This is a genomic window from Caminicella sporogenes DSM 14501 (assembly GCF_900142285.1).
GTDB lineage: Bacteria > Bacillota > Clostridia > Peptostreptococcales > Caminicellaceae > Caminicella > Caminicella sporogenes.
This window is the reverse complement of the sequence record NZ_FRAJ01000008.1, coordinates 65,171-81,289: the sequence shown is the minus strand read 5'-3', so window position 1 is coordinate 81,289 and position 16,119 is coordinate 65,171. Positions and strand designations below refer to the sequence as shown.

15 protein-coding genes and 2 riboswitches are annotated in these 16,119 nt (G+C 29.9%); all 15 genes read left to right on the top strand.

Going from position 1 to position 16,119, the window contains the following annotated elements:
• The first annotated feature begins 248 nt into the window (after window positions 1-248).
• The 15 genes from BUA90_RS05805 (at window position 249) to BUA90_RS05735 (ending at window position 16,107) form a co-directional block, all read left to right on the top strand.
• Complete coding sequence (locus BUA90_RS05805) at window positions 249-980, top strand: RluA family pseudouridine synthase (protein WP_072966561.1); 732 nt, start codon at window positions 249-251, stop codon at window positions 978-980.
• Between the two features lie 85 nt (window positions 981-1,065).
• Window positions 1,066-1,277: riboswitch (cobalamin riboswitch) on the top strand.
• A 153-nt stretch (window positions 1,278-1,430) separates the two neighbouring features.
• Window positions 1,431-2,486 carry a FecCD family ABC transporter permease gene (locus BUA90_RS05800; RefSeq protein ID WP_072966559.1) on the top strand — a complete coding sequence of 352 codons (1,056 nt, stop codon included), beginning with the start codon at window positions 1,431-1,433 and terminating at the stop codon, window positions 2,484-2,486.
• A gap of 13 nt (window positions 2,487-2,499) precedes the next feature.
• Window positions 2,500-3,261: an ABC transporter ATP-binding protein gene (locus BUA90_RS05795; RefSeq protein ID WP_072966642.1), complete on the top strand. Its 762-nt coding sequence runs from the start codon at window positions 2,500-2,502 to the stop codon at window positions 3,259-3,261.
• A 20-nt stretch (window positions 3,262-3,281) separates the two neighbouring features.
• Window positions 3,282-4,178 (top strand): sirohydrochlorin cobaltochelatase, encoded by an 897-nt coding sequence (locus BUA90_RS05790; protein WP_072966557.1) that lies wholly within the window; start codon window positions 3,282-3,284, stop codon window positions 4,176-4,178.
• Between the two features lie 109 nt (window positions 4,179-4,287).
• The gene (locus BUA90_RS05785) at window positions 4,288-5,754 is read left to right on the top strand and encodes an ABC transporter substrate-binding protein (protein ID WP_072966555.1); all 1,467 of its coding nucleotides are present in this window, start codon (window positions 4,288-4,290) and stop codon (window positions 5,752-5,754) included.
• Entirely contained in the window at window positions 5,751-6,590 is an 840-nt protein-coding gene (locus BUA90_RS05780; protein ID WP_072966553.1) for an ABC transporter ATP-binding protein, read from the top strand. The genes BUA90_RS05785 and BUA90_RS05780 overlap by 4 nt, the downstream gene beginning before the upstream one ends.
• Window positions 6,591-7,328 carry an ABC transporter permease gene (locus BUA90_RS05775; protein ID WP_072966551.1) on the top strand — a complete coding sequence of 246 codons (738 nt, stop codon included), beginning with the start codon at window positions 6,591-6,593 and terminating at the stop codon, window positions 7,326-7,328.
• A gap of 169 nt (window positions 7,329-7,497) precedes the next feature.
• Window positions 7,498-7,704: riboswitch (cobalamin riboswitch) on the top strand.
• A gap of 143 nt (window positions 7,705-7,847) precedes the next feature.
• On the top strand, window positions 7,848-9,080 hold the full coding sequence (locus BUA90_RS05770) for an aspartate-alanine antiporter-like transporter (RefSeq protein WP_072966549.1): 1,233 nt from the start codon (window positions 7,848-7,850) through the stop codon (window positions 9,078-9,080).
• 68 nt (window positions 9,081-9,148) lie between these two features.
• Complete coding sequence (locus BUA90_RS05765) at window positions 9,149-10,651, top strand: succinyl-CoA:acetate CoA-transferase ScpC (protein WP_072966547.1); 1,503 nt, start codon at window positions 9,149-9,151, stop codon at window positions 10,649-10,651.
• A 31-nt stretch (window positions 10,652-10,682) separates the two neighbouring features.
• Complete coding sequence (locus BUA90_RS05760) at window positions 10,683-11,522, top strand: YitT family protein (RefSeq protein WP_072966545.1); 840 nt, start codon at window positions 10,683-10,685, stop codon at window positions 11,520-11,522.
• A gap of 249 nt (window positions 11,523-11,771) precedes the next feature.
• Window positions 11,772-11,993, top strand: a complete 222-nt coding sequence (locus tag BUA90_RS05755) for a FeoA family protein (RefSeq protein ID WP_072966543.1) — start codon at window positions 11,772-11,774, stop codon at window positions 11,991-11,993.
• A 125-nt stretch (window positions 11,994-12,118) separates the two neighbouring features.
• On the top strand, window positions 12,119-12,343 hold the full coding sequence (locus BUA90_RS05750) for a FeoA family protein (protein WP_072966540.1): 225 nt from the start codon (window positions 12,119-12,121) through the stop codon (window positions 12,341-12,343).
• A 57-nt stretch (window positions 12,344-12,400) separates the two neighbouring features.
• Entirely contained in the window at window positions 12,401-14,428 is a 2,028-nt protein-coding gene (feoB, locus tag BUA90_RS05745) for a ferrous iron transport protein B (protein ID WP_072966539.1), read from the top strand.
• 12 nt (window positions 14,429-14,440) lie between these two features.
• Window positions 14,441-14,602 (top strand): FeoB-associated Cys-rich membrane protein, encoded by a 162-nt coding sequence (locus BUA90_RS05740; protein WP_094756757.1) that lies wholly within the window; start codon window positions 14,441-14,443, stop codon window positions 14,600-14,602.
• Between the two features lie 299 nt (window positions 14,603-14,901).
• Window positions 14,902-16,107, top strand: a complete 1,206-nt coding sequence (locus BUA90_RS05735; protein ID WP_072966538.1) for a DUF4430 domain-containing protein — start codon at window positions 14,902-14,904, stop codon at window positions 16,105-16,107.
• Window positions 16,108-16,119 lie beyond the last annotated feature (12 nt).

Genomic DNA, 16,119 nt, shown 5'->3' with positions numbered 1-16,119 from the left:
CAAAAAAAGAGTTCTCTACTTTTTGTTATTTTTTATATAAAAATGTTGTATAATCTAATTATATTATAAAGAAATCAATAATTCAGATTGTAGACAAAATAAGACTAAAAGATTGAAAATATAAATTTGTCAACAAGCTCATAATTATTTAGCAAGTTGAGAATTATGGATTATTTTAAGATATTGAGTAATTGACCCTAAAATTTACAATATAGAACTTACAATTGATAGTTAGGAGAGTAGAGAATATGAAAGGAACTATTTTAGAAATATTAAAAGATAAAGATATAAAGATAATACATGAAGATAAACATATTATAGTAGCTGAAAAACCACCGAAAATGCCAACGCAAAGTGATAAGACTGGAGATATTGATATGCTTTCATTACTCAAGGAATATTTAAAGAAAAATTATCCTGCTGCAAAAAATCCTTATATAGGACTTGTACATAGACTGGATAGGCCTGTAGGAGGATTAATGGTATTTGCAAAGACAAGAGAAGCTAATGCATGGTTGTCTGAGGAGATAAGGACAAAGAGATTTAAAAAGGAATATTATGCTGTAGTTTGTGGAAAGCCTGAGAAGGAGAAGGCTGAATTAAGGAATTATCTATTAAAACTTAGGACTGTTAATATGTCTAAAGTAGTTACAAAGGATACAAAAAAAGCTAAGGAAGCTATACTTGAATATGAGTTAATAGACAGTGTTGATACAAAGGAATACGGAATACTTAGCCTTGTAAAAATTTTTTTAAAAACGGGTAGACATCATCAAATAAGAGTTCAGTTTTCTTACAATGGATTGCCGTTATGGGGAGATAATAAATACAATAAAACTTTTGTAAAGATGAGAAAATGGACACAAATTGCTCTATGGGCAAGTAGTATAACATTTAATCATCCAAAGAATAAAAATTTATGCAGATTTGAATCAAAACTTCCTTATAAGGAATATCCTTTTTCATTGTTTAATATTTAAGATGTAAAGATTATTAAATTAATCTATTATTCGATATATATTGACAAACATTGTAAAAATTCTTTATAATAATAAATATATGAAAACTTAATATATTTTTTAAGGTGCTTCTAATTTAGAAGTTAAAAGGGAAAGAGGTGAAAATCCTCTGCAGCCCCCGCTACTGTGATGGCAGACGAAATCTGTTGAAAGCCACTATCTGTTGATGAGTATTGTTTAATATTGAGTATCAGATGGGAAGGTCAGAGAGTAGGAAGAAGCCAGAGCCAGGAAACCTGCCTTAAAAAATAGACAACCGCTTCGGAGGGAAGCAAGGGTTGATTTAAATTGTTATAGGACATAAGTTATTTTTCTTATGTTCGGTTAGTATTGTTAAATTACCTTGCGATTCTCCGCAAGGTTTTTTATTTTACTTTTAAATTTTATAAGCGATGATTTGGTGAGTTAATAATGGTTGATGAACATATAAATATAAAACAATCTATAAAAAGAAATCAAAGAAGAAATTTTTTTTTAACGTTGATATTATTATTAGCTTTAATATTAATAATGCTTTTTAGTATATCATTTGGAAGAGCTGATTTAAGCTTTTCTACTGTTGCAAAAATTATAACTGGAAAATTAATTAATTCTAAATTATTAGATAATTTTGAGGAATATGTAGTAGTTATAGTATGGGATATAAGAGTGCCGAGAGTTTTAATTGGAGCATTAGTTGGAGCTGGACTTGCTGTATCAGGGACTGTATTTCAATCAATACTTAGAAATCCATTAGCTGACCCATATACTATAGGGGTATCGACAGGTGCTGCATTTGGAGCTGTATTGGCAATTTTTCTAAATCTTTTTGTAGTTAACAAAATGATTCCTATAATGCCGAGTGCTTTTATTGGAGCAATTTGCACACTGCTAGTTGTACTAAAAATATCATTGAAAGATGGGTACATATCTTCATCAAATCTTATACTTGCAGGTATAATAGTTAGCTCAATTCTTTCAGCTGGTATTAGCTTTTTAAAAAGTTTATCAGGAGAAGAAGTAGCAGCGATAGTATATTGGCTAATGGGCAGTTTATCATCAAAAACTTGGACACAGGTGATGATTAGTTTTCCGATAATATTAATAGGTATTATACTCTGTAAATATTTTGCTGATGATTTGGATATTATGACTCTTGGAGAAAAGGAAGCAAGGTCATTAGGGGTTGATCCGGGAAAGATTACTAAAGTATATCTTGTATTAGCATCACTTATAACTGCTGTGTGTGTATCAGTAAGTGGGATAATAGGTTTTGTTGGTTTAATAGTACCCCATATATTGAGATTTGCAGTATCTACAAAAAATAAAATACTTATTCCTCTTTCGGCAATATGTGGGGCACTTTTACTTGTATTAGCAGATAATCTTTCAAGGCTTCTACTTAATGTAGAAATACCTGTAGGAGTTATAACAACTTTATTTGGAGGACCATTTTTTATATATATCTTCTTTAAAAAACGCAGATAAGGACAAGGTAGTTATGTTTGATATACAAAATATTACTTTTGGATATGGCAAATTTAATATATTTGAAAATTTAAGTTTTAAAATTGATAGAGAAGATAAAGGTAAGTTTATTTCTATTATTGGTCCAAATGGGTGTGGAAAGACTACACTGTTAAATATTTTGACGGGCGAATTAAAGCCTAAAAAGGGAAAAATTTTTTACAGGCAGAGAGATTTATCTAGTTATACTATAAAAGAACTTTCAAAAAAAATTGCAGTAGTCAGGCAGAGGACAAATATAAGCTTTCCATTTACATGTTTTGATATAGTTATGATGGGAAGAAATCCATATAGAGAAAGATTAAATGAACCAACTGATGAAGATATAGACATAGTAGTAAGTTTTATGAAAAAAACAGATACTTATAAATTCATGAATTCATTAGTAACAGAAATTAGTGGAGGAGAATACCAAAGAGTAATGCTTGCAAGAGCCTTGTCGCAATCTCCGGAGATATTGTTATTAGATGAGGCTTTTTCTGCTATGGATATTGCATACAAAGTAAAATCTTTAAAATTATTAAAACAGGTAATTAGAGAAAAAAATATTACTGTTTTATCAATCATGCATGATTTGAATTTAGTCTATAAGTTTAGTGATAAGGTATGTGTTATTTCAAATGGCAAAGTGGTAAGATATGGAGATTCAAAAAAGGTTTTAGATCAAGATTTAATAAAAAAAGTTTTTGCTGTTGATGTTGAATTGATTGAAGGGAAAGGTTTTTTAATAACTTAATTTAGAAAGGGGATGTATTTATGAAAAAAATGTTAGTGTTAATGATGGTTTTTATTTTAGCTTTAGGAGCTACTACTGGCTGTTCACAAAAGCCGCAAGAAGTTAGCAAAGACCCAAATAAGAAGGCTATACTTGTAGTAAGTTTTGGTACAAGCTATGCAGATACTAGAAAACTTACTATAGAAGCTACAGAAAAGAGATTTGCTGAAGAGTTTCCAGATTATGACATAGTTAGAGCTTTTACAGCACAGACAATAATAAATATATTAAAAGAAAGAGACAAAATAGATGTATACAATGTAAAAGAAGCTCTGGATTACTTAAAATCACAAAAATATTCAGAAGTTATAATACAGCCTTTACATATAATGAATGGTGCAGAATATGATGAATTGTTAGCTCAAGTAGCAGCTTATGAAGGAGATTTTGATAAACTTAAAGTTGGAAAACCATTACTTACTACAACAGAAGATTATTTAGAAGTAGTGAAGGCTTTAAAGGCTCAGTTGCCTGAACTAAAAGATGATGAAGCTGTAGTATTTATGGGACATGGAACACATCATTTTGCTAATGCTACATATTCTGAGCTAGAGTATGTTTTACATGATTTAGGACATAAAAATGTGTTTGTTGGAACAGTTGAAGGTTATCCTGGATTAGAGCAAGTTATGAACAGACTTAAAGAAAATAATATTAAAAAAGTAACATTAATGCCATTTATGCTTGTTGCAGGTGACCATGCTACAAATGACATGGCAGGAGATGAAGATGATTCTTGGAAAACTGTTTTAAAGAAAGCAGGTTATGAAGTAGAAGTGTATTTACATGGTTTAGGAGAAAATAAAGGTATTCAAGATATTTATTTAAAACATGCTCATGAGGCAATAAAAGGACAAGAAGAAGCTCATGAAGAATAAAAATTAAATTATAACTGTTTAGTTTAAAAAGAGCATAGCTGCTAAATTTAGTGGCTATGCTTGTTGTGTAATATTTTGTTTTAAATATAATTTGCATGAGGTGTATCATATGAAAAATGTCAAAATTAAAACTATAATTCAGATTTCACTTGTATTAATAATAACTTTGTTTTTAGGAAGAACGTATATAGAAAAAGCATTTGATAATGTAAGTATTTTTGATAATAAAAAATATGCTATCGATATTGTAGATGATTCAGGGTATAGGATAAAGATGGAAAAACCAGCTAAGAGAATAATATCTCTTTATTCAGCTCATACTGAAAATCTTTTTTCTTTAGGACTTGATAAAGAGATTATAGGAGTAGGAAGAGCAGATATTTATCCAGTACAAGCTCTTAGTAGAAAAGTTTACGATTACAGGTCAGACCCTGAAAAAGTTATATCTGCTAAACCGGATTTAGTTCTTATAAGACCTTTTATAGAAAGAAAGAGCCCGAACTTTGTAAAGACTTTAAAAAGAGCTGGTATAACAGTTGTATCTTTATATCCTGAAAAATTTGAGGATTTTGATGATTATATAATTAAGCTTGGAATACTTACAGGCAAAAAAAATACAGCTGAAAAGTTGTTAAAGAAATTCCATGAAGAACTTGAAGCGATAAGAGAAAAGACTTCGAAGATAGAAAATAAAGTCGGAGTGTATTTTGAGTCATCTGATAGAGGATATAAAACAGTTACTACAGATTCTATGCCGGCTGTAGCTATAGAAATGGCAGGAGGTATAAATGTAGCTTCTGATGCAAAACCAATTCAAGAAGGAAGCTCAATAGCTGCGTATGGTATAGAGAGAATACTTGAAAAGGCAAAAGAAATAGATGTATACGTTTCTCAAAGAGGAGTAATGGGTGCAGGAGGAAATTATCATTCTATATCTATAAGACCCGGCTTTAAAGCGATAAATGCAGTCAAAAATAAGAGGATTTTTGAAATAAATCAAAAAATTATTTCTAGTCCGACTTTTAGATATATAAAAGGTGTTAAAGAACTTTGCAGAATGTTTTATCCAGAAATATTTGACGATTTGAGTGTATATAATTCAGATAAAGAAATAACTAGGGAAGAAATAGCAGAAATATATGTTAAAAAGACTCATAAGACAATATTTGTTCCAACATCATCATATTATAGAAAGAAACATGAAACTCATACTTATGGCTTTTTTAAAGATGTACCACCTAACCATCCAAGATTTGATTATATAGAAACAGCAGTTTTATCTGGGTATATTGATGGGTATAAGGAAAATGGAGAGGAATACTTTTATCCAGAGAAAAGGGTTACAAGAGATGAATTTGCAAAGACTGTGTATTTAATAGGCGATTTTAAAAGTAAAGATAAAAATATAAATATAAAAGATATAGATGAAGTAGAAAATAAGAGAATAGTTCAAATTTTAGTGGATAATGGGATATTTGAGCTTAAAGATGGCAAATTTAAACCAAAAGAATATGTTACTGTAAATGAAGTAATAGATATATTAAATAAGGTGGATACAAAAGGTGAAAAAATATGATTGACATTAAGTCGCTATATAAGAGTTATGGCAAAGTAATGGCTGTAAATGACATCAGCATACAAATACCTAAAGGAACTTTTTTTGGACTTCTTGGACCAAATGGAGCTGGGAAAACTACTTTGATAAGATTAATTATAGGTTTATTAGATGCTGATAAAGGTGAAATTAGAATAGATAATGAAAAGCTATCAAGGGATAATTATAATGTAAAAAGGAGGATTGGAGTAGTATCCCAGCATATTAATTTGGACAAAGAAATATCAGTTTTCGAAAATATGTATTTTTCAGGTATGCTTTACAAACTTGACAAAAAAGTTATGAAAAAGCGTATAATAGAGCTCCTTAGATTTTTAAATCTTGAAAAGGTACAAGATAGAATTTGTAAAAGACTTTCAGGTGGAATGAAGAGAAAACTTATGATTGCTAGAGCACTTTTACATGATCCAGATTACATTTTTTTAGATGAGCCTACAGTTGGAATAGATTTAAATTCTAGGAAGGAGATATGGGATTTTTTAAAGGCTATGAAAAATAACGGTAAAACTATAATTTTGACTACTCACTATATTGAAGAAGCTGAATATCTATGCGATAGAGTTGCATTGATGGATAAAGGCAAAATATTTTATGATGATACTCCAAGGAATTTGATAGATGAATTGGGAAGATTTACAGTTGAATATTTTGATGACAATCAAAAAACTAAGTACCACTATTTTAATACATTGAGTGAGGCTAAAAAGTATTCTGATATGATAAATGGTAAATATACAATCAGGGATACAACTCTTGAAGATGTTTTTTATAGTTTTGCAAACAAGAAGGTGAATTAGATGGAAATTATGACTATACTTTGGAGAGAGTGGATATTTTTCAAAAGAAGGTTTTGGAAGATAACAAGTGCTCTGATTGTTACACCTTTATTATATCTTGTAACTTTTGGATTTGGAGTAGGAAGCAGTGTAACTGTTGAAGGCAAGTCGTACTTATTTTACATATTACCGGGTATAATAGCTCTTACTACTATGAGAGCAAGTTATAGTGCTATATCCATGCGTATAAGTGTTTCAAGGCTACATGAAAAAAGCTTTGAGATGTATCTTATATCTCCAACTAGAATGTATATGCTTACTTTAGGACATGTTTTAGCAGGAGCTTTTAGAGGAATGTATTCTGCTTTTTTAATAATTGCAACAGTAGCTTTATTTGGAATTTTTATAAATATAAACTTTCTGTTTATTTTAACTTGTTTTATAAATAGTTTGATGTTTGCTTGTTTAGGTTTTCTTGCTGCAATGATTATAGATACTCATTATGATATGAATAGATTTACAAGTTTTGTAATTACTCCTATGGCTTTTTTATGTGGTACTTTTTTTTCATTGGGACGTATGCCTTATCTGCTTAGAAGTTTTATTGAATTATTGCCTCTTACACATTCTACAAGACTACTTAGAGCTATAACATATGGTTATAAAATAGAAGGTTTTTCATTTTTAGTAATAATTACATATACTATAATATTTTATGTTCTCAGTGTAAGAATTTGTTTTGAAGAAGATAGAGCATAACATTTATATTATTTTATTAAATATATATAAATGTTAAGTTTGTTAAAAAAATATTAAATTGAGTTAAAGTTATAACAAGTCATGAATTTTATTTTTTGAAAAGAAATAACTTTATAATTTAATTGTTGACTTTTTACTGTATGTAATTTAGAATTTGATTAGAGTAAAATTGAATACGGGGCTTTATGGTATCCATAGTTTCGCTGGTTTTAAACTATGGATTTAAAAGGGAAGATTGGTGAAAATCCAACACGGTCCCGCCACTGTGATGGGGAGTAAATCTATTTTATGCCACTGTTTCTGTTTGTAAGAAATGGGAAGGCATAGATTTACAATGATCCTAAGTCAGGAGACCTGCCATAAAGAACAACACCGTTTTTACTCACGAGGATGGGGAGGTGTTATGGGATAAATAGCTAAGGCTATGTTACGGCTAGTTTTGTGCCTATTTACCTTTAACACCCTTTTGTTCTCAAAAGGGTGTTTTTATTTGGTTAGATTAAAGGAGGACTAATAAAAATGAATTTTGATTATGTGAAGTTTATTACTGATCCGTTTGTATTAATATTTTTATCAGTTATTTTAGGGCTGATTATAGGAAAAGTTGAATTTAAGAGAATTAAGTTAGGGAATTCCGGAGGTTTATTTACTGGGCTTGTAATAGGATGGTATATTTACAAAAAATATATACTTCCATATGAAACAGCAGAAAACGTTCCTTCATATGCAAAGAGAATACTTGAAAATGGTATGATTCCAAAGGAATTGTTTCTTTTTACATTAGTATGCTTTATTGCTTCTGTAGGACTTTTGGCTTCAAAGGATATTGGGAAAGTTGTAAGAAAATACGGATTTAAGTTTATTTTACTAGGGCTTATTATTACATTTACAGGAGCTTTAAGTTGCTATTTGATGACGTATATAAGTAAAGGACTAAATATGTATGCCATAACGGGTATTTATGTAGGTTCATTAACGAGTTCGCCGGGACTAGCGGCAGCACTTGAAGCAGTTGGAGGATTAGGGAAAGAAATTGAAGCAATGGTTGGACTGGGATATGCTATAGGATATATTCCGGGAGTTATAGTAGTAATTTTAGCTATGCAGATTATTCCTATCGTATTTAAGATTAATGTTGAAAAGGAAAGAGAGCTTTTTAAAAGAGAAATGAAAACTAAAGATAGTAAAGTTAATATTGAAAATATTGATTTTGAAATCCTTTCATTTTTATTTGTATGTATAGTTGGATTTCTTATAGGACAAATAAAAATTTATATGGGACCGACTATAAAATATTTTAGTTTAGGTTCAACAGGTGGAGTTTTAATTTCTGCTTTGATTTTAGGATATATAGGTAAAATTGGATTTTTGAATTTTAGAATGAATCCTAAAATATTAGGAGCTATAAGAGAGCTATCTCTTTCAATATTTCTTGCAATAGTAGGATTAAGATATGGATATACGACTTTAACAACTATAGGTGGAAAAGGAGGAGAACTTTTAATAATTGCTTTTATATGTGCTGCACTGGCTATAATGTCAGGCTTTATAATAGGAAGATATGTTTTTAAAATTAATTGGGTTATGCTTTCTGGAGCTCTTTGCGGAGGGATGACAAGTACACCCGGATTAGGAGCAGCTATTGATGCATTAAAAAGTGATGATGTTGCATCAGGATATGGAGCTAGTTATCCATTTGCTCTGTTTGGAATGATAATTTTTACAATACTTTTATACAGACTGCCAATTTAAGTTAAATTTAGCTAATTATTAAATATCAACTAAAAAATTTATTTTTAGAAAAAAAGGAGGAAAGAGTTATGATTTCGAACAGAATCAGGAATAAAAAGTTACTTGATAAAGTTTGTACGGCTAAAGAGGCAGCAATGCTAATAAAAGATGGAATGACTATTGGAACAAGTGGATTTACGCCTTCAGGTTATCCTAAAGCAGTGCCTTTGGCCTTGGCAGAACTAGCTAAGGAAAGAAATGAAAAAATAAAAATAAATCTTTATACAGGGGCTTCTGTAGGAGATGAATTAGATGGAGTTTTAGCTAGAGCAGGACTTATAAGCAAACGATTACCTTATCAGACAAATGAAAGTCTGAGAGAATCTACAAATAATGGCTGTTGTGAGTTTCTAGATATGCATTTAAGTCATGTTCCACATTATGCAAAATTAGGATTTTTAGGAAAAATTGATATTGCGATTGTAGAAGCTGTTGCTATAACTAAGGATGGGAATATTATTCCATCTACATCTGTAGGAGCAGCTCCAACGTATGTTCAGATGGCAGACAAAGTAATAGTAGAAATTAATACAAGTCAACCTCTAGAATTAGAAGGAATGGCAGATATTTATATACCTGAAAAGCCTCCATATACAAGACCTATACCAATCGTAATGCCAAATGATAGAATAGGAACGGAATATATTCCTTGTGATATTGATAAAATAGCTGCAATAGTAATTACAGATATAGAAGATAATGTTCGACCACTTGCTCCAATTGATGAAATATCTCAAAAAATATCAGAAAATTTGATAAACTTTTTAAAAAGTGAAGTTAAAAATGGAAGATTAACTAAAGAACTTTTACCACTTCAATCTGGTGTAGGTAGTGTGGCTAATGCAGTTTTAGCAGGGCTTGAAAAGTCGGATTTTGAAAATTTAGTTTGTTATACTGAAGTTATTCAGGATTCTATGCTTGAACTTTTAGATTCGGGAAAAGTATTATTTGCTTCGGGTACTTCTATTACGCCATCAGCAGAGGGGCTTAAAAAGTTTAAAGAAAATATAAATTTTTACAGAGATAAAATTATATTAAGACCTCAAGAAATAAGTAATCATCCTGAAATAATTAGAAGGCTGGGGGTTATTGCAATAAATACTGCAATTGAAGTGGATATTTATGGCAATGTAAATTCTACTAATATAATGGGTTCAAGAATGATGAATGGAATAGGTGGTTCAGGAGATTTTACAAGGAATGCATATATTTCTATATTTACAACTCCTTCAACAGCTAAAAATGGAGAAATATCATCAATTGTTCCAATGGTTTCTCATCATGACCATACTGAGCATGATGTTATGGTTATAATTACAGAGCAGGGAGTTGCTGATCTTAGAGGATTAAGTCCTAAAGAAAGAGCAAAAGCAATAATAGATAATTGTGCACATCCGGATTTTAGACCGATGCTTTTAGACTATTTCAATCGTGCTAAAGAAGGAAAGTATAAACATACTCCTCATATATTAAATGAGGCTCTGTCTTGGCATGACAGGTTTATAAGAAAAGGAACTATGAAAATTGATTAATCTAGTATATTTTTATAGAGGTGAATTTAAAATGATAAAAGATTATGTCATTGTTACAATAGGAGTTATTATAGTAGCACTTGGTTTATCCTTTTTTCTTGTACCTGCAGATTTAGCAGTAGGCGGGATAACGGGACTTGCTATGGTTATTAATAATATTTTTCCGCAGATTGCAATAGGTCCAATGCTTGTTGTAATGAATATATTATTATTTATTATAGGTTTTATATTAATAGGAAAGCAATTTGGGATAAAAACTATATATGCCAGTTTTGCTCTTTCAGGGATTATTTGGGTAATTGAAGCTTTTTTTCATATAGAAAAACCTCTAGTAGATGATATGTTTTTAAATTTATTCTATGGAATACTTATACAGGGAATAGGAATGGCAATAATCTTTTATCAAAATGCATCTACAGGTGGGACTGATATAATAGCGAAAATATTGAATAAGTTTTTTTACATTGAAATAGGGAAAGCGTTATTATTAGCAGATTTTATGATTACTTTTTTAGCTGGAATAACTTTTGGATTAAAACTTGGACTATATGCACTGCTTGGAGTTTTGATGAATACAGTTATTATTGATAGTGTAATAGAAGGATTAAATTTAAAAATAAATATTTCTATTATAACTTCATCACCAGATAAAATAAAAAAATTCATAAATGAAGAACTTAAACGTGGAGCGACATTGTATTATGCAGAAGGTGCTTATACTAATGAAAATAGGACAGTAATATCTACAGTAATGAATAAAAAAGAATTTATAAGGCTTAAAAAATTTATTAAAGAAAATGATAAAAATGCTTTTGTAATAGTTTCAAATGTTAGAGAAGTTTTAGGAAATGGCTTTAGATTATCTATATGATATTATAAAAATACTATCTTTCATAGCGAAGATAGTATTTTTTTATTTTGTAAGAATTCAAGCTTTATTAGTTAGAGTTTAAATGATTTTAAGAAGATATTTATTGTTAAAAAAATAGTAAAAACTATTGAAAATAATTATTAATTAGTATATAATACAAGTGATAATGACAATCAAAATCAAATAAATAATACATATATATAATAATGAATAATATTTGAGTTTATCAGTTCATAGGGAGGGTTTTATATGCCATTATCGATGGTTAATGCCGGACAAGAGGTTATTTTAAAAAAGATAAATTGGGGTCCTAAAATGAAAAAAAGATTGCAAGATATGGGACTTACTCCGGGAGTAAAATTGAGTGTAATATCAAGTAATACAAATGGGGCATTTATTATAAATGTAAGAGGCTCGAGGTTAGTTTTAGGAGGAGTAGTTACTCAACAAATATTAGTAGATGTGGCTTAAATTTTGTGATGTTTTTTAAATTGAGAAATTTAAAATAAATGATACAGCTACATATGCTTATATAAATTAATAAAGTAGATTAATTTATAAATATATTTGTAAATATTTAAGGAGGTTTTTACGTTATGCAAAATACTTTAAAAGATTTAAAGCCGGGAGAAAGTGGTATAGTTGCTATGGTAAAAGGAAAAGGTGCTGTTAAGAGACGTCTTATGGATATGGGTATAGTAAAAGGAGCTGAAGTAATTGTTGAAAAGATAGCACCATTAGGTGACCCAATTGAAGTTAAGATTAAAGGTTATAGTTTAACTTTGAGGAAAAAAGATGCTGAAAATATTATGATAGAATAGTTTTTTTAACACAAAAATGATAATGAATATCAAAATCAAATAAGGAGGATTTTTAAAATGGCAGGTAGTATTACTATAGCTTTAGCCGGGAATCCAAATAGTGGAAAGACAACTCTTTTTAATGCTTTGACTGGTGCAAGACATTCAGTGGGTAACTGGCCCGGTGTTACAGTTGAAAAAAAAGAAGGTAAATTAAAGTATAGAGATAATGAAATAATAGTTGTAGATTTACCAGGTACATATAGTTTATCTCCCTATTCAATTGAAGAAATAATAGCTAGAAATTATATTGTAGAGGACTTGCCAGATGTAGTTGTAAATATTGTAGATGCTTCAAATATTGAGAGAAACTTGTACTTATCAATGCAACTTATAGAACTTGGAAAGCCAGTTGTCATTGCTCTTAATATGATGGATATTGCAGAAAAAAGAGGTATAAAAATTGATTGTAAAAAACTTTCTGAACAGTTAGGTGTACCAGTTGTTCCTATTGTTGCTACTAAGGAAGAAGGCGTTGATGATTTATTAAATATAGTAGTGAACTTAGTAAAAGGGGGTATTCCATATAACCCCAAACAAATAGATTTTGGGAAAGAAATAGAAGGAAAAATTGAAAAGACAATAGAGAAATTAAAAGATATGTCTGGATTAGAAAAATACAATTTGAGATGGTTAGCTTTAAAAGTGTTAGAAGAAGATGAAGCTGTTTTAAAGTTGTTGGGAATGAATTTAAAAACTAAAACAGAAGATGAAATAGCGGTGACAAATGAAATATCTTTAGAAGATGATTTTGAGGCTTTAATAGCAGATAAAAGGTATTCTTATATTGCTGAGATTGTGTCCAAGACAGTTAAAAAACCTAAAAATAAAGAACTTACTATGTCTGATAGAGTTGATAAAATTCTTACAAATAGATGGCTTGGACTCCCAATATTTGCACTAATAATGTATGGTGTATTTTATTTTACTTTTGATTTAGTTGGAAATAAATTGTTAGATATGATAGATGTATTTTTTGCTGAAACTTTGTCAGGTTGGGTAACTGGATTATTGGAGTCTGTAGGAGCTGCTGAGTGGTTAAAATCTTTAATAGTAGATGGAATAATTGGAGGTGTAGGAGGAGTATTAGTATTTTTACCTAATATAGTTTGTCTATTTTTAGCTATATCCATACTTGAAGATAGTGGATATATGGCAAGGGTAGCATTTATAATGGATAGAGCTATGAGAAAAATTGGATTAAGTGGAAAGGCATTTATACCTATGATATTAGGATTTGGCTGCAATGTTCCAGCTATTATGGGTACTAGAACATTAGAAGATGAAAATGACAGACTGACTGCTATACTTATAAATCCGTTTATATCTTGTTCGGCAAGACTTCCTGTATATACTTTATTTGCTGCTGCATTTTTCCCAGGTAAAGAAAACAAAGTAGTATTTTCACTGTATATATTAGGTATACTTATTGCAATAATAGTAGGATTAATTTTCAAAAAAACATTGTTTAAATCAGATATTACTCCTTTTGTTATGGAACTTCCACCATATAGAATACCAACTTTAAAAGATACTTTACTGCATGTTTGGGAAAGAGTAAAAGGATTTTTAATAAAAGCGGGAACACTTATATTTGGGGCTTCAATTGTATTATGGTTTATATTAGGATATAACTTTTCAGGACCAGTTGAACTTACAGAAAGTTTTGGAGCTGCAATAGGTAGATTATTTGCTCCGATATTTGCTCCACTTGGATTTGGAAACTGGCAAGCAACATTATCATTAATAACAGGTGTATTAGCTAAAGAAGTAGTTGTAAGTAATATGTCAATAATATATGGGTTAGCTGAAGAACCTAGTGCAGTTGCTTTTGCACAGGCATTAGGACAGTCATTTACACAGCTTACAGCTTATGCTTTTATGGTGTTTGTACTTCTTTATACTCCTTGCATAGCTACTGTTGGTATTATTAAAAGAGAAACTAATTCTTGGAAGTGGACAGGATTTTCAGTTGCATATCAGTTTGCAGTAGCGTGGTTTGTATCAATGATTGTATTTCAGGTAGGAAGATTATTAGGTTTTTAAGGAGATGATTTTATGGACAATGTAGTTACTTGGGTTATAGCTCTGCCAATAATAAGTTTTGGGGTATATTCTCTTATAAAAAGTGTAAAGAAGGGTTCTCAAAGTTGTGAATTAGGAGGCTGTAGCAGTTGTAGTTATGCAAAAAATTGTGCTTCTAAACATTTGAATGATTAGTATATAAATTTAATTGATTTTACAGGTAAAAAATACTATCTTTCGTATTGAAAGATAGTATTTTTTATAATTATTGGATTTAGCTTATCAAATCTAATGATAATTTTATTATAATTTATGTATTTTAACTTAATTGACAGCTATATTACTATTAAGTATAATTAAAAATGAGAACATTATATAGTATTTATAACTTAATATGTAATTGCTGACTGGAAAACCAGAGGCATTATCATTAAAAAGTGGTAGTGTCTCTGTTTTTTTGTAATAATTTGTTTTTTAAAAGGAGATGATTGGTTTTGAAAGAAAATATTTTTAAGAAATATATTGGAATGATATTAATATTATTGTTATTTACTATATTTATGGCAGGTTGTAATAATGCTCAAAAGACGAAAGAAATAACAAATATAGGTAATAAGCAAGAAGAGCAGATAGAAAATAACAGTCAAATAAAAGAGCAAAAATCAGAGAATATAGAAAATGAGAAATCAAGTAGTGATAATGTTGTAATTATTGACGGTGTTGCATATAAAGGATATAAAGGTCCGGTACAGGGAGAAATCAAATATAAAGAAGGTACTCCTGCCGATGAAAATTCTCACAGTTATAAGGCTTCTGGCGATATAGAAAGTCCATATCATGTGGATTTGATAGTAACAAGAGATTATGGACATAAAACTATTTTTTGTAAAAATGTTGGATTAGTTAAAGATGAAGTGGGTATGGAAGTTTTATTCAGAAATTTGGATATTCAGACTGCGTACGGTGGTGGTTTTGTAAATGCTATTAATGGAATAGAGTCAAAATTTACATTTTATACTGGAAAAGACAGAAAGAAGATGGATTGGTTTTATTGGGTAAATGGTATATTAGCACCTGTTGGAGTAGCAGAGTATAGACCTCAGCCCAATGATGAAATATGGTGGGATTATCATGATTGGAGTATAACTATGTTTATACCTGCAGTTATAGGTTCTTATCCACATCCATTTATTAATGGTTTTTTTGGAAAAAATCCGGGAACTGTAATTATGTATACTGAAGATTTCAAAGAAGAAGCTGAAAAATTAAAGCAGAGTTTAAGTGATTTGGGAGTAAAACAAGTTGACACAGCGTTATTTGACCCAGAAGTAATAAAAAAACCTAAAAAGTATTATATTTTAGTTGGAGTTTGGAATGAATTAGCAAAAAATAGCAAAGTTATAAGAGATATTAATAAGAAAAATAAATTGATTGGAGTATATGCAAAATTTCAAGATGGGAAGCTGTATGGACTGAATTTTAAAGGAAAAGTCATTTCAACACATAGTGAAGCAGGAGCTATTTTTGCATATGCTTCTTCGATTGGCAGTACAAGACCTATTTGGATGGTAACCGGCACAAATAATAAAGGGGTAAATATGGCACTTGATATATTAATAAACAATCCTAATGCAATTGATAGACATTTTGGGGCTATTATCTCTAAAGATGGAGTTGAAAATATACCATATGTAGATTAAGGGACGTGAATA